14 protein-coding genes are annotated in these 13,079 nt (G+C 45.2%); 7 read left to right on the forward strand and 7 right to left on the reverse strand.

The window, feature by feature from the left end; all coding sequences use genetic code 11:
* Window positions 1–105 precede the first annotated feature (105 nt).
* Entirely contained in the window at window positions 106–2,166 is a 2,061-nt protein-coding gene (locus AC1XUF_RS27055) for a BatA domain-containing protein (protein WP_483344987.1), read from the reverse strand.
* A 277-nt stretch (window positions 2,167–2,443) separates the two neighbouring features.
* Here AC1XUF_RS27055 and AC1XUF_RS27060 point away from each other — a divergent pair, with 277 nt between their 5' ends.
* Window positions 2,444–2,953 (forward strand): YcxB family protein, encoded by a 510-nt coding sequence (locus AC1XUF_RS27060; protein WP_483344988.1) that lies wholly within the window; start codon window positions 2,444–2,446, stop codon window positions 2,951–2,953.
* Between the two features lie 80 nt (window positions 2,954–3,033).
* A complete protein-coding gene (locus AC1XUF_RS27065) occupies window positions 3,034–3,486 on the forward strand; it encodes a GNAT family N-acetyltransferase (RefSeq protein ID WP_483344989.1) in 453 nt (150 codons plus the stop codon).
* On the opposite strand, the gene AC1XUF_RS27070 is transcribed toward AC1XUF_RS27065, so the two are convergent.
* Together AC1XUF_RS27070 and AC1XUF_RS27075 are read right to left on the reverse strand one after the other, a co-directional pair.
* On the reverse strand, window positions 3,478–4,098 hold the full coding sequence (locus AC1XUF_RS27070) for a DUF1684 domain-containing protein (RefSeq protein WP_483344990.1): 621 nt from the start codon (window positions 4,096–4,098) through the stop codon (window positions 3,478–3,480). The two genes, AC1XUF_RS27065 and AC1XUF_RS27070, sit on opposite strands and share 9 nt — an antisense overlap.
* 65 nt (window positions 4,099–4,163) lie before the next feature.
* Window positions 4,164–4,712: a hypothetical protein gene (locus AC1XUF_RS27075; protein ID WP_483344991.1), complete on the reverse strand. Its 549-nt coding sequence runs from the start codon at window positions 4,710–4,712 to the stop codon at window positions 4,164–4,166.
* A gap of 273 nt (window positions 4,713–4,985) precedes the next feature.
* Between AC1XUF_RS27075 and AC1XUF_RS27080 the strand changes: the two genes are divergently transcribed.
* Complete coding sequence (locus AC1XUF_RS27080; RefSeq protein WP_483344992.1) at window positions 4,986–5,408, forward strand: OsmC family protein; 423 nt, start codon at window positions 4,986–4,988, stop codon at window positions 5,406–5,408.
* Window positions 5,409–5,482: 74 nt separating this feature from the next.
* Window positions 5,483–6,877, forward strand: a complete 1,395-nt coding sequence (locus AC1XUF_RS27085; protein ID WP_483344993.1) for a sulfatase family protein — start codon at window positions 5,483–5,485, stop codon at window positions 6,875–6,877.
* A gap of 166 nt (window positions 6,878–7,043) precedes the next feature.
* Here AC1XUF_RS27085 and AC1XUF_RS27090 read toward each other — a convergent pair whose 3' ends face one another.
* Both AC1XUF_RS27090 and AC1XUF_RS27095 read right to left on the reverse strand, forming a co-directional pair.
* Window positions 7,044–7,982, reverse strand: coding sequence for a hypothetical protein (locus tag AC1XUF_RS27090; RefSeq protein WP_483344994.1), 939 nt, complete (start codon window positions 7,980–7,982; stop codon window positions 7,044–7,046).
* Between the two features lie 39 nt (window positions 7,983–8,021).
* Window positions 8,022–8,369, reverse strand: coding sequence for a hypothetical protein (locus AC1XUF_RS27095; protein WP_483344995.1), 348 nt, complete (start codon window positions 8,367–8,369; stop codon window positions 8,022–8,024).
* Window positions 8,370–8,850: 481 nt separating this feature from the next.
* Between AC1XUF_RS27095 and AC1XUF_RS27100 the strand changes: the two genes are divergently transcribed.
* Window positions 8,851–10,023 (forward strand): cysteine desulfurase family protein, encoded by a 1,173-nt coding sequence (locus AC1XUF_RS27100; RefSeq protein ID WP_483344996.1) that lies wholly within the window; start codon window positions 8,851–8,853, stop codon window positions 10,021–10,023.
* 11 nt (window positions 10,024–10,034) lie between these two features.
* Window positions 10,035–10,289 (forward strand): hypothetical protein, encoded by a 255-nt coding sequence (locus tag AC1XUF_RS27105; RefSeq protein WP_483344997.1) that lies wholly within the window; start codon window positions 10,035–10,037, stop codon window positions 10,287–10,289.
* A 35-nt stretch (window positions 10,290–10,324) separates the two neighbouring features.
* On the opposite strand, the gene AC1XUF_RS27110 is transcribed toward AC1XUF_RS27105, so the two are convergent.
* Together AC1XUF_RS27110 and AC1XUF_RS27115 are read right to left on the reverse strand one after the other, a co-directional pair.
* Window positions 10,325–11,275 carry an EamA family transporter gene (locus tag AC1XUF_RS27110; RefSeq protein ID WP_483344998.1) on the reverse strand — a complete coding sequence of 317 codons (951 nt, stop codon included), beginning with the start codon at window positions 11,273–11,275 and terminating at the stop codon, window positions 10,325–10,327.
* A gap of 6 nt (window positions 11,276–11,281) precedes the next feature.
* Entirely contained in the window at window positions 11,282–11,758 is a 477-nt protein-coding gene (locus AC1XUF_RS27115) for an Lrp/AsnC family transcriptional regulator (RefSeq protein ID WP_483344999.1), read from the reverse strand.
* A 204-nt stretch (window positions 11,759–11,962) separates the two neighbouring features.
* Here AC1XUF_RS27115 and AC1XUF_RS27120 point away from each other — a divergent pair, with 204 nt between their 5' ends.
* Window positions 11,963–13,075, forward strand: coding sequence for a glycoside hydrolase family 26 protein (locus AC1XUF_RS27120; protein ID WP_483345000.1), 1,113 nt, complete (start codon window positions 11,963–11,965; stop codon window positions 13,073–13,075).
* Window positions 13,076–13,079: the final 4 nt, after the last annotated feature.

A 13,079-nucleotide genomic window follows, 5' to 3' on the forward strand; every position in this document is an offset into this window, starting at 1 on the left:
CGAATTAAATAATGATATGCAAAATTGGTTTAAAAACCGCTAACATAAAACTTGAATCCGCATGTTTTGGCTAAAATGTAAAGAATTTCGACAAAAGCTGTCGCATCATTTCATAAGCCTGATCAGGGCGATTTCGGTGAGCAGGAAAAACAAGGCAGCATACAGGAAATATTTCCAGAGTGTCGTGCCTCCATTTTGTTGTTCAAAAGCGGTAGAGAATGCATCGTCGTCGATCCTGTCGAAAACCTGAATATTTTTTTGCCCTGAAAAAAGCGTTCTTAATTCGGCCGGTGCATAGTATTGCAGCCTGGATTCGGCATTATCATGATTCAAGGCAATAATTTGCTCAACCTTATTGTCCTTTATCAGTTCATAGTAGCCTGCGTCAAGGCCTTCTCCCAATTGACCCCCTTCCGGAATTTCCAGCAAGAGCTGATTCCCGGTCACGTGTTGTACCGGTATAATCTCAACCTTGTCACGTCTCAATTTGTAAACCGGGTTCGGTCCGGCATTTTCTATGGTTAGATTGATTGGATTTTCATCGAAAGTGTAGGATGTTCTTTCGGCACGGACACTGGAAGCGGCAATTTTGTACATGATTGGGACGAAAATCGCATGCTGGGCCATTGTTCCAAACTGCGGGTTAAATGGAGCTGCAAACAGGTAGACCCTGCCCTCGCCAGAAGATACTTGGTTAAGGTAAGTTTGGCCGTTTCGCAAAGACAATAATAACTGGCCCGCATTGGCCCAGCTCCAGACAGGTGATGCAAGCGGGAGACTGAGATTGGCTTCCTGACGCACCGATTCTTCAAAAACATCGCTGAAAAACGGGTTATTCCGGTCGGGTGCCGCTAATTCCACTGGAGGAGGAGCGGAGTTACCAGCGAAATGAAATCCACTAATACCGTAACCGCCCAAAAAACGCGTATAGCTGTCCGGATTCGGCGATGCAGGAGGGACAATGGCAAGGCTGCCGCCTTTTTTTACAAAATCCAGTAAATCCTGTGGTAAAGTGCCGGATAACTGGGTCACGCCTTCCAAAATGACCAGGTCTGCATTACGTATCAGGCCGGGGTCAACGTTTTGCGCATTAAAGCTTTGCAATGAAAACAAGCTGTCATTGTCATACACGTTTTCGATATAATTACCGCCGAACTTTTCGCCATAAATATGGAGGACATTGATCAGCGGGGAGGAATTCAAGACAAAATAGTAGGCATTGTCAAAAGTTACCGGAAAATCGTCGAAAGTGATCTGGCCTTTCTTGAAACCTTTGCCTTTCAGGTTGAAATTGAATTTTGCAGTGGCGCTACCATTTGAAGGTATATTAACAGAGGCCGTAGAGGCCTGTGTATTGTCGAGACTAAGCTTCAAAACCACATTCCTGGCTTCCTGAGTACCTGAGTTACTCACTTTTACAAAGAGGATATTGTTTTGCAACTCACGAATAAACGGGGTGTTCAGCCAGGCGGAATCCACGAATACGTTTTTCTCAGCTGCCGCCTGTATCGGCACCAAAAAAAGTTGACTGGCCGTGTCGATTTTTAAAGCTGAAAGATTACCGGCAGTACTTTTCTGAAAGTCGGAAAACCAGAATAGCTGATTTTTGCCACTGCTTTGATGCCTTTCGATCAGGTTTTGCTGCCGCTGATAGATCTCCTCCAAAGTCCTAGGCGAGTTGGATAGTCCAATGGTAGTGAGGCGGTCCCGGATCTTTTCAGCCCGATATAACCCTTGTTCCTGCGCCGAAAAATCGTTGGTAATCAGTTGAAGTGAAGTTGCATTCCTGAAAACTCCGAGCAGATCACTGAGCCGGCTGGTTGCGATATCCAGGTATCGCTTGTTGTTCAGCTCTGTCTCCATACTCATTGAATTGTCCAGATACAGGCTGGTGATCCCTTTTTTGTTGACGGCCAGCTTGTTTTCGGCGGGAATGAATGGCTGGGCAAATGCAAGTGCCAGGCAGGCTATCGCGAGCGTCCGGGCCGCTAGTACCAGCCAATGCTTGATTTGGCGGATCGACCGCGTTTTTGTTTCAACGGCTCTGAGGAAAGCGACGTTGGTAAAATAAACTTTCTTGGTGCGTCGGAAATTAAAAATATGGATGGCAATGGGAACAGATACGGCCAGCAAACCCCACAAAAAAGACGGAAAAAGAAAACTCATTTAGTTTTTGATATTATCGTGTTTCAGGGAACATCGGCGATCCAGACTGAGGATTGCTCATCCAAAGGTTCAACGCAGTTACCAAAGACAAATTACGCTAAATTCTCATAACTACTTTTTATTTCCCGGCCTTTCTCATTGTCACCCGCTTTTTTCTAACTTTGCACTTCATTTTCGGAAGGTTTAAATCGCCGCTTGCATCCGGGAAATCAGAATAGCTAATTTAAATGAAGTTATGGCCAAAGTTTCGGTAAACAAACACCAACCCGTCTATCAAATGCCTACGAACCCGGCTGCGGTCCGTACCAAAAAATACGCTTTACCAACCAAGAAGTACATCACGCTGGCCATGCGTTATTTTTTTAAAACGCAGATGAAATGGGGCCTTATTCCGCTTGCATTAATCCTGATTAACGCGGTATTGAACCTGACTGGCGTTTATCCTAATCTCTGGATTTATATCACCGTTTTTGTAGGGGCAATCTTATATGTTCTTTTTTGGCTGGTACAGTTCACTGGCATTACCCAATTGGCGCAGTACAAACCGATGTTTGAGAAATTCCAGTATGAAATAGATAATCGTCAGATTCTCATGAAGTTGAACCAGAAAGAAGGAAGTGTGATGAAATGGGAACAAATCCAGGAGGGGTATAAAGACAAAGATGCTTATGTTCTGGTGATATCAAAGGGACAATTTCTTCACCTGCCGTTCACAATTTTTACTTCTGAACACGATATCAAGGTTTTCGAACGTATCATGAAGCAGAAAGAACTCTTGAAAAGTTAAAAATCGACGTAGAATAATATTGCCTGATTTGTAAATGCAAATCGGGCTTTTTTGTGCCCTTTTATAAAGCTGATGCCGCTATGTTGGAAAAGAAAGAAATCGAAATATGGCCCGTGGCGGTTGGGGATATGACCGTATTACAACTTCTTTACGACGAAGTAAGGGCGCAGACATTTACCTGGCTCGCCAAAGAGCAACTCGAAACAGGTTCACTTGAGGCGGATACGCAGGGGGAGAAGATTTTGGTAGCAAAGAAAGACGACGAAATTGTGGGTTTTATTTCACTTTGGGAGCCAGATCGCTTTATCCATCATTTATATGTCAGCAGCCAATTTCAAGGGAAGGGGATTGGTCAGATGCTGATTCGCGCTGCATGGTCGGAAGTTGGGGGGACATTAACGTTAAAATGTCTCGCGAAAAACAAGAGGGCCGTGAAGTTTTATCTTAAACACGGCTGGCTTGCCAAGTATAAAGGACCTTCAAGTCAGGGCAATTTCATTTTATTTGAGCTACCGCCGGTAGGCCTATTTTAAGCTGGCCTCCTCGTGGTGTTTGGCAAACTTTTTCTCCCCGGCATTGATCTCCACAGCCAGGTGATTGGCCATCGGAGGGATCGGACAATTATATCCGTCGCTATAAGCACAATAAGGATTGTATGCTTTGTTGAAATCCAGCACATAGGTGTTGTCTTTCAGATCGGTCGTTTTGAGGTCAATGTAGCGTCCGCCGCCGTAAGACACCATCCCATTGGTTTTGTCTTTGAAAGGGATAAAAAGGTAGTCCTTGTATTTCGCGACAGTTTGCAGGCTCAGACTCCGGTATACATTGAGTGACTGCCTTCTGCCGTTGATCCTGAATTTCAAGGTGCCGTATTTTACGTAGGTTTTTTTTACCCCACTGTAGGTGGGCATTTCGAACGACTGGCTCTTGCTTTTCTCGAACCTGGCAATCACGCGGTAGGAGGAGTCGGGTTCAAAAAATTGGAGGAAGCGCAGGTCCGCTTCTTTGAGCGGGGAATTGGTCGAATGCAGGAATTCCTCTTTATACTTTTCCCGAAAAGCCTCTGTTTCAGCGCTGAAATTTTGTGCGCATAAAAAGGAGACCGGGATAATCAATAAAAGCAGTGTGTTTACAATGTTCTTCATATGTCAAAAAAGGAATCCGGTAAACAAGTTACCGGATTTTTTAAATAATCTCAAAAGTCATACCGCTATTGGGCTGATACCTTCCGGATTTTCGATTCATCAATGTTAAAATGTTTAACCACAGCATTGTAGTCCTTGAAATCAACCGAACCGTTGGTACGGGCAGCGAAGTCAGCAGGTACGACCACAATTCTAAAATTTTGTTTTTTAGTCCAATCATCTGCCAGCGTGCTTAACGTAACGTTTCCATCCAGGAATATCGAGAAGTCGTTCTTGGTTTGATCGTAATTATAAGTTAATATTCCGCCATTGGTAAAAAAGGCCGTTTGGGGCAGTAATCGGTAAGCAGCTACTGTCTGTCCACCGGAGGTAACATTTTCCCAATGTATATAAACCAACACCGCGTCCGACTCCAGCACCGTCACTTTTGCATCGGCATAGGACAAAGAGTACTGAAAATTATTGGCACTGGTGAAGTCCACGTTGACAAGATCAAAAGTCGTGCCTGTGACATCTATGCTTCCGCCTTCTGGCCCCGGAGGTCCTTCCGGTCCGCGGCATCCCTGGAAAAGGGCGACAAGAAGAATGAGCAGGGGGATGAGTTTTTTGTTCATGATTGCGCTAATTAAAATGGGAAACTGGATTGAAATTTGGTTTTAGATTGTAATGCAATTATAAAGTTTAATTCCCGATCGGCTGTTAACCTTCATTAACTAAATCGGGCCTTTCGCGGGAATGGCAGCGGCATAGTCTGGAACACAGACGGGTAGCCTTTTATTGTCTTGTTTAATGATATAATAATTTGCGTAGATGGCCGATACATGTTACTTTTCATCGGAACAAGTGTATTCTCAATAAATAAATTAAATTTTAAAAAAGAAGCCGATATGATTAATCGTAAAGCAACAGCAGTCTGGAAAGGTACGGGAAAAGAGGGTACGGGAACGATCAGTACACAGAGTACTGTCCTTGAAAATACCCAGTATTCTTTCAACACCCGTTTTGCAGACGGCAAAGGAACAAACCCGGAAGAGCTCATCGCAGCTGCGCACGCCGGGTGTTTTGCTATGAAACTGAGTTTTGAATTGAACGCCGCAGGGTTTACCGCTGACGAATTGAATGCCACCGCAACTGTTTCAATGGACCCAGCCAAAGGCCAGGTGGTTAAAAGTGCCATCGATTTGACAGCGAAAGTCCCGGAAATTTCATCGGAGCAATTTGCTGAGATCGCTGATAAGGCTAAAAAAGAATGCCCGATTTCACAATTGCTTAATGCGGAGATCACCTTGAAAGCAGAGCTGGTTTCTTAGCCACAAAATTATCAGTAGCAACCTTAACCAAAAACGTCACCTCGAAAACTTCGAGGTGACGTTTTTCAATGCATATGACCTATTCCCAATTCCTCCGGTTTTTCTTATATCCTGTCCTGGTGGTTTTCCAAAATTTGTCGGCTTATTCTCAGTCGGCGCAACCTGGAAAGCGCCCGAATATCATTTTTCTGCTGACAGACGATCACCGTTGGGACGCCTTGGGTGCAATGGGAAACAAAATAATCCATACCCCGAACCTGGATGCTTTGGCCACCAGGGGGATACTTTTTAAAAAAGCCTATGTCACTACCGCGATTTGCTGCGTGAGCCGGGCAAGCCTGCTGAGCGGTCAGTATATGTCGAGGCATCAGATCAATGATTTCAGTACTGACTTCACCGTTAAAGCGCTCTCAGAAACATATCCTGCCTTGCTCAAAAAAGCAGGGTACAAGCTGGGTTTTATCGGTAAATTCGGAATTGACATGGAGAATCAACCCGATTCCCTTTTCGATTACTGGGCCAGTGCAAAGGAAGGCCAGCCTTTGTACGAGTTGGTGAATAAAAGCGGGAAGATCATCCACCACACAGACAGCGTGTCAAAAGACATCACGCAGTTTTTGGACCGTTTTGCCGGAGAACAGCCGTTTTGCCTGTCAGTAAGCTTCAAGGCACCGCACGAACTGGACGGAAATCCGCCTACCTACCCTGTACAGGAACGTTATAGAGATTTATACAAAAACGTAGCAATTCCTGATCCCGAAACGGCAGATCCAAAATATTGGAACAGTTTTCCCGACTTTTTCCGCACCGACGCAAACATCGGCCGAAAACGGTGGAAGCCACTTTTATCAACGGCGGAACTCCGGCAGGAAACCACGCGCAATTATTACCGGCTTATCACAGGAGTGGATGAGGTTGTGGGGAATTTGGTGAAGCAATTAAGGGGCCTTCATGTGGATGAAAATACCATTATCATCTTTATGGGCGACAACGGGTTTTTGCTTGGAGAGCATGGTTTGGAAGGTAAATGGTTTGGTTTCGAAGAGTCGATCAGAGTGCCGTTGATCATCTCAGGAAAGGCTCTGCCATCTGGTTTGGCTGGGATAAAGACAGAGCAAATCGCATTAAATATAGACATTGCGCCTACGATACTGTCTTTGGCCGGCGTGGCCGTTCCCTCCCGCATGCAAGGCCGCGACCTGCTTGGCACTTTTAAGAAAAAATACCCGGCCCGTAAAGACTTTTTTTACGAACATACCTTTATGGGCAGTCCTGGTCTGCCCAAAGTGGAAGGGGTAGTGGGTACCGAATTCAAATACATGCGGTATATAGAACACGGCTACGAAGAACTTTATGACACACGCAAGGATCCTCATGAAACGACGAACCTGGCTTTGAATAGAGCTTATAGTGCGACGCTTTATGCCATGAAACAGCGCTATAACCGGCTCAAGACGGAGGTGAAATAGTGCGGATAGATGCAATTACAGTAAACCCAAACTCAATAATTTACTAGAGATTTTCCTGAATCGAGGCCTAGGTCCCGTTAGCGGGTTCTTTGATCCAAGAGGTTTTGGTAGTGTTGGGAATAAGATCTCTAGAAACGAATTTACCGCGTACAGATCGGAAGAGTTTTTACCGTTTCAACAACACGTAATTTCCGGTTTTTTCGTCCATTAGTACTGAATAATTTTCCGCCAACTGGATGGTCCAGCCATCTCCAGTTACTTCAGAGCTTTGAAATGCTATCGGACTTGTCAATGTGAGGCGATCCCAGCCAGGACTCATTAGGCCGCCCTTGGTTACGGTAAGTATACCCCAATTGTCGGTAATCCGCATGGTAGGATAAATCGTCCCTAGGGTATCAAGCGGCATAATATTGCGGGGATCAAAGGACACACTCATATGCTCAAATACAACATCAAGGTGTGGTTTTTTCACAAAATTCTCCATGTAATTTGATCTTAATGCTTTAATTGTTGAGTCGCGCTTCTCCTCTTCCGGGAGAATTGTTCTAAGGTCATATCCCTCGCTCACTGAATCGGCAAATTTTTTTAAATCAGCGGGTAGTAAAATTTTAAAGCCGTTTATTAAAATGTCGGTTAGGTTACTATTAGAGGTAATTCCTTCATTCCAATTTTTTTGAGTCGAATACAGAAGGAGGCCATAAATAGGGATTGTTTGGTATGCGAAGGAGCGGACATATGTTTGATTGCCCGAGAAGCTGTTAAGCGCTTGTAGGAAGTGCCCGCGCTTTTTTTTGTAGTTTCTGTTACTTGACAGGACCCCTGTATATTCTGCCAGCCCCTCATTTAATTCAAGTATATTTTCAGTGCTATCGGATCCCGGGTAAATAGAATTTCTATATTTCCTAAATATAAATGCATTTCTCAGATGGTTCTTAGCTCTTTTTTTATCGACAGACATTAGCGCCGCTTTAAGGGCTTCGAGTTCCAAGCGCAGATATATTCTTCCCATTTTTTCATCTAAATGATTGTTATCTGCATTATGGACCTTGAATCCGAGGCTAGCCTGTGACCGATGAAATAGCTCGTGAGTCAGCAGCGTAATCATTTCCTCGCGGCTATTTGGAAGCGGCAGCATAACCATCGCCTAATCTCTTCCACTCCATTTTATCGCCGTATTGGCAATATTTATATTCTCAGGAAGCGCACCTATATAGATTTTTCCTTCTCGTCTGAGAATTTGTGAAGAATCGGATACGTTGGCGAAAATTTCTCTTGTAATTGGATCAACAAGCATGATCGGTCCATACAAGTCCCTGCCCCAGGTTTTTGCGATATTTTTTGTGGCAGTTCTAACTTCTCGAAAGTATAAGTCAAAATCCTGATGCGTTTGTTGTTTCTGCGCAACGGCACCTTGGGAGATAACAAGCGACTTAATAAGGAACGTCAATTTTACAATAGATATCGGGCAAAAAAATCCTCTAAGGTATCTCATATCGTTTCGTTGTTTATCCGTGGCATTGCGGTTACACAGGACATTCTCTATAAGATAGCCAGTATTCTTCTGATCAACATTTACGAATGAATTATCGGACTCCCCAAATTATTTACCGGGCTTACGGATTGATTTCGTAATCCCTGAATTCCACCGACGCGAAATAAAAAATGCTAAACTCTTTTGATACTTAAAAACTTTATTTCATCTTTGTCTATCGAATTAGTAGATTTATAAAGAATGAAGGGAGAGGTTAGGCTCTACGATCTTCTGGCAACCTGGGACTTTTAAGGTGCCCCAACCTAATTCTAACGATAAATCTGAATATCCAACCACCGGATTGAAACTGTATCGAAGCTGACTTTTCCTTTTTCGGAGGGATTGACCAGTTGTATGCATTTTTTTACAGCGAATCGGAATGTATTCGGGTTAAGATATTGATAATCAACAGGGATAGACCCAATAACTTAATGTAAGGGATATGGAAATTTATTGTGACAATGCCGCCACCACCGCGTTGGATGCTGAGGTAGTTGAGGCGATCCTGCCTTTTCTGACAAGAAATTACGGAAACCCGTCGTCTACCCATTGGGCAGGGAGGAGAGTGAAAGAGGCCATAGACCGTGCCCGTAAAACGGTTGCCGAAACATTGGGGGCATCGCCGCGTGAAATCTTTTTCACGTCTGGAGCGACGGAAGCAAATAACCTTGCATTGACCGGCGCCATCCAAGCCTACGAGGTCAGCCATGTGATCACCAGCAAAATTGAGCATAAGGCGGTCCTGCAAACGCTTGCCCGGCATGAAAAAGAAGGGGACATCGAGATCAGCTTTGTGAAACTGGACGAAAGGGGACACGTAGACCTCTATCATCTGGAAAACCTGCTCCGCGCCAATCCCAGGACACTTATCTCTCTGATGCATGCAAATAATGAGATCGGCAACATCACCGATATTCATGCAATCGGCATTCTGGCCGAACGCTACGATGCCATTTTCCACACCGATACCACTCAGACGATCGGAAAACTTCGCTTTGATCTAGGCCAGGCGGGTATTGACTTCCTGGTTGGATCGGCCCATAAATTCCATGGCCCTAAGGGTGTCGGATTTATTTATATCAACAAGAAGCACCGGATCAAAGCACAAATGCTGGGCGGAGGCCAGGAGCACGGGCAAAGAGGAGGGACTGAAAATGTAACCGGGATTGTGGGACTTTCCAAAGCGCTGGAAGTGGCATACCGTGACCTGGAAGCGAACCAAAGCAAGATTTGCCGGTTAAAGCAATACTTCATCTCTAAACTTGCTATCAGCGGGATCCCCGATGTCTGCTATAACGGCGACTGCAAATCAATCGACAATAGCATCCCTAATATCCTGAATGTTTCATTGCCCTGTCTGAGCACAAGCAGCGTCGTTAAAAGGCTCGATGCTGTGGGTATTGCGGTTTCGGGAGGGAGTGCCTGCTCTAATCTTGGCAGTGGCGGTTCTCATGTGATCAGCGCATTACCCTGTCAGGAGGATAAAGAGAATGTCCGTTTTTCTTTCAGCAAATTCAACACCTTCGACGAAGTGGACGCGATGCTCGATGCACTGGTCGGTTTGTACCAGTCCGGTCCGATCCTTCAAAACAAGAAATTTCAGTTCGCCATTTAATCAGCAAACCAATGAAAGATACTTTTCTTTTAAAAATTATTTATCGCAACGCGATCAGCCTTCACAAAATCACCTCGATCGTCGAATCCGTCAAAGGAGCACGGATCAAACATTTGAATTTCATCAACAGAGGCAAAACCTTCGTGGGTATCATTGCCTTCGAAGTCTCTCAAATCATAGATTTCGAGCAGATTATCGTCTTGATCAGACGAAACGGCGACATTTCTGAAGTAGAAAGGGTTTCGGACCCGACCTTATGTTACTGAAATAGGGACAAAACACATTCACCCGAGTCTTTTGGTCAAACAGCGCTGGTTACCAGTGCTTTTGGCTTTTTGTAGCGATGCAGGTTGACCAAAAGGACACTCACCAGGATCACAACCAGTCCTGAAATCTGCATGAGGGTGATGGATTCATTGGCGAAGAATATTCCCAAGATGACCGCAACGACGGGGTTGACATAGGCATAAGTACTGACTTTGGTGGCAGGTTGCACTTTCAAAAGCCAGACATATGCGCTAAAACCGACAATTGAGCCAAATACGACCAGGTAAGCTGTGGCAAGCCAGGTGTCGGTCGGTACCGCCTTGAGATCCAGCGTATTGGATTCGCCTGAAATGAAGATGCCCGGAATGAATGCGATACCTGCGGCAAACATTTGCCATGTTGAGTTGACTGTCGCCGAATCGGAGCCAGAGTTGTATTTAGAATACAGCGATCCGCCCGCCCAGGCCACAGAACCCAAAATTACCAATGCCATCGCAAACAAATCGCGGCCGCTGTTCAGGGATGCCATTGTTGCCATGATTTTTTCGCTGAATAACAGGATTACACCCGCAAATCCAATCATAAGTCCCAGGATCGCCGATTTGTTACTCAGGTTTTCCGACCATTTTGGCCGGTCCAAAATAACAAACCAAAGTGGTGAAGAGGATACCATGATAGCGACCATGGCGCTGGGCAGGAATTGTTCTACCCAGATAATGATGCCATTCCCTACAAACAAAAGCAGCAAGCCCGTCACGATCGCCGGTTTTGCGATTTTGAACGAGAAGACTTCCTGTCCCTGAGCAAGGCTCCAGCCCAGCATCAGCAGGCCTGCCACAATGAAGCGAAAAGCCCCTAAAAAGAAAGGAGGCAGGCCACTCAATGCTTTTTGTATAAAGAAATAAGTAGAACCCCAGACAATATAAACGGTGGCGAAAGCAAGCACCACCAACAGGGTAGACGGAGTTTTATTTTCGGTTGCCATGACTGATTATTTTTCTGGTATTACTAATTGTTGTTCTTCTTTCACCGTTTCCAGAACGATAGTCGTACGGGTGGAAAGGATATTGGGTATTTTACTGAATGAGTTCCGCATTAAGTCCATCAGCGAAGCTGAATCGGCCGTCCTGACCTTTACGAGGTAACAATCGTCCCCGGCAATGTGATGGACTTCTTGAACTTCGGGAATTTTTGCCAGCTCTTTGGTGGTGACATTACTGCCAATTCCCTCCGAAGACCTGATTGAAATAAAAGCCAGTAGCTTCTGCTGCAATGCAACCGGGTTGATGCGGGTTGTGTATTGCATGATTACATTCTTTTGTTCAAGCTTTTTGACCCGTTCAAGAACAGCGGAAGGGGCCATTTCCAGCTCGCGGGCCAGGTCGGCATTTGAAATACGTGCATTCTCCTGCATCAGCCTCAGAATGTTGAGGTCTATCTTGTCCAGTAAGATTTCATTCGCCTGCATAACTTTCAGATCCTATTCGAATTTTGTTCATTTTTGCATGCACTATTCTGCATATAATTCAGTAATTACAGATCAAACGTGTTAATAGTTCTCCATTGTGCGCTTTTTTCTGAATTTTTTATTTTGGTACACGATGTAGAGCCTCAGGTGTCCTGAATCAATTTTTTTTCTTATTTGCAGACACCATATCCAATCGCAGATTCTATGAAAATACCGGCTTATTACCTCATCCTGTCCGCACTTTTTTCGGGACAGATTGGTCTCGCGCAGATTGATCAGAAAGCGACCAAAGAAACGGCAGCATTGTATAAGAACCTGCGCGTGCTTGCACAAGAACATATTCTTTTCGGACATCAGCATGCCACGGAGTACGGGCATGGCTGGATAGGGGACGATGAGCGGTCGGATGTAAAGTCTGTTACAGGCTCGCATCCTGCCGTGATCGGCATTGATCTCAGCGGACTGTCGGGAAGGCCGGACCACGAAATCGAGAAAACGAAAGAAGCTTTGCGGAAAAATGTGACCGATACTTATAACAGGGGAGGCGTTACGACTGTTGCGTGGCACTTCTCCAATCCTGCCTCGGGCGGTGGTTTTTATTGGAAGGATTCGGTATCTGTGGCGGCCATGGCGCTGATCAAACCAGGCGGGTCGCATCATGAAAAATATAAGCAGATTCTGAGAACAGTTGCCGATTTTGCCCATTCCGCCAAAGGTAAGGATGGGACGCTGGTGCCTATGTTGTTCAGGCCCTATCATGAATTTGATGGAGACTGGTTCTGGTGGGGTAAGGGCCACACTTCCCGGGAGGATTTTATTGCAGTATGGCGCTTCACGGTGTCTTACCTGAGGGACAGCCTGAACGTTCATCAGTTCATCTACACTTTTTCTCCGGACAACAAGTTCGCCTCAGAAACCGAATTTCTTGAAAGGTATCCGGGTGACGAATGGGTTGATATGGTAGGCATGGATAACTACGGGGATTTCGGGCGCGACGGGAAGTACAATCTGGCATCCGGGCTTAAAAAGCTGAAAATCGTCGCGGATTATGCTCAAAAAGCCAATAAACTGGCGGCCTTCACTGAAACTGGCCTTGAAACCATCCCTAATCCTACCTGGTGGACCGAAACTTTGTTAAAAACACTGAAATCCGAAAAAATGAGCCTTTCGTATGTATTGGTCTGGCGAAACGATCCGAAGAGCCCGACCCATTACTACGCACCCTTTCCCGATCAGGTAAGTGCACCGGATTTTGTGAAGTTCTACAACGATCCGTACACATTTTTTGAGAAGGATTTGAGGAATATTTACAAATAAGCCG

The organism is Dyadobacter sp. HNCC25DJ185 (assembly GCF_056895195.1).

Coding starts and splice junctions, on each gene's coding strand:
- AC1XUF_RS27060 (WP_483344988.1), top strand. CDS start 2,444: ATGCCTACGAACCCGGCTGCGGTCCGTACCAAAAAATACGCTTTACCA.
- AC1XUF_RS27085 (WP_483344993.1), top strand. CDS start 5,483: ATGACCTATTCCCAATTCCTCCGGTTTTTCTTATATCCTGTCCTGGTG.
- AC1XUF_RS27070 (WP_483344990.1), bottom strand. CDS start 4,098: ATGAAGAACATTGTAAACACACTGCTTTTATTGATTATCCCGGTCTCC.
- AC1XUF_RS27075 (WP_483344991.1), bottom strand. CDS start 4,712: ATGAACAAAAAACTCATCCCCCTGCTCATTCTTCTTGTCGCCCTTTTC.
- AC1XUF_RS27100 (WP_483344996.1), top strand. CDS start 8,851: ATGGAAATTTATTGTGACAATGCCGCCACCACCGCGTTGGATGCTGAG.
- AC1XUF_RS27105 (WP_483344997.1), top strand. CDS start 10,035: ATGAAAGATACTTTTCTTTTAAAAATTATTTATCGCAACGCGATCAGC.
- AC1XUF_RS27090 (WP_483344994.1), bottom strand. CDS start 7,982: ATGATTACGCTGCTGACTCACGAGCTATTTCATCGGTCACAGGCTAGC.
- AC1XUF_RS27110 (WP_483344998.1), bottom strand. CDS start 11,275: ATGGCAACCGAAAATAAAACTCCGTCTACCCTGTTGGTGGTGCTTGCT.
- AC1XUF_RS27065 (WP_483344989.1), top strand. CDS start 3,034: ATGTTGGAAAAGAAAGAAATCGAAATATGGCCCGTGGCGGTTGGGGAT.
- AC1XUF_RS27115 (WP_483344999.1), bottom strand. CDS start 11,758: ATGCAGGCGAATGAAATCTTACTGGACAAGATAGACCTCAACATTCTG.
- AC1XUF_RS27120 (WP_483345000.1), top strand. CDS start 11,963: ATGAAAATACCGGCTTATTACCTCATCCTGTCCGCACTTTTTTCGGGA.
- AC1XUF_RS27095 (WP_483344995.1), bottom strand. CDS start 8,369: ATGAGATACCTTAGAGGATTTTTTTGCCCGATATCTATTGTAAAATTG.
- AC1XUF_RS27055 (WP_483344987.1), bottom strand. CDS start 2,166: ATGAGTTTTCTTTTTCCGTCTTTTTTGTGGGGTTTGCTGGCCGTATCT.
- AC1XUF_RS27080 (WP_483344992.1), top strand. CDS start 4,986: ATGATTAATCGTAAAGCAACAGCAGTCTGGAAAGGTACGGGAAAAGAG.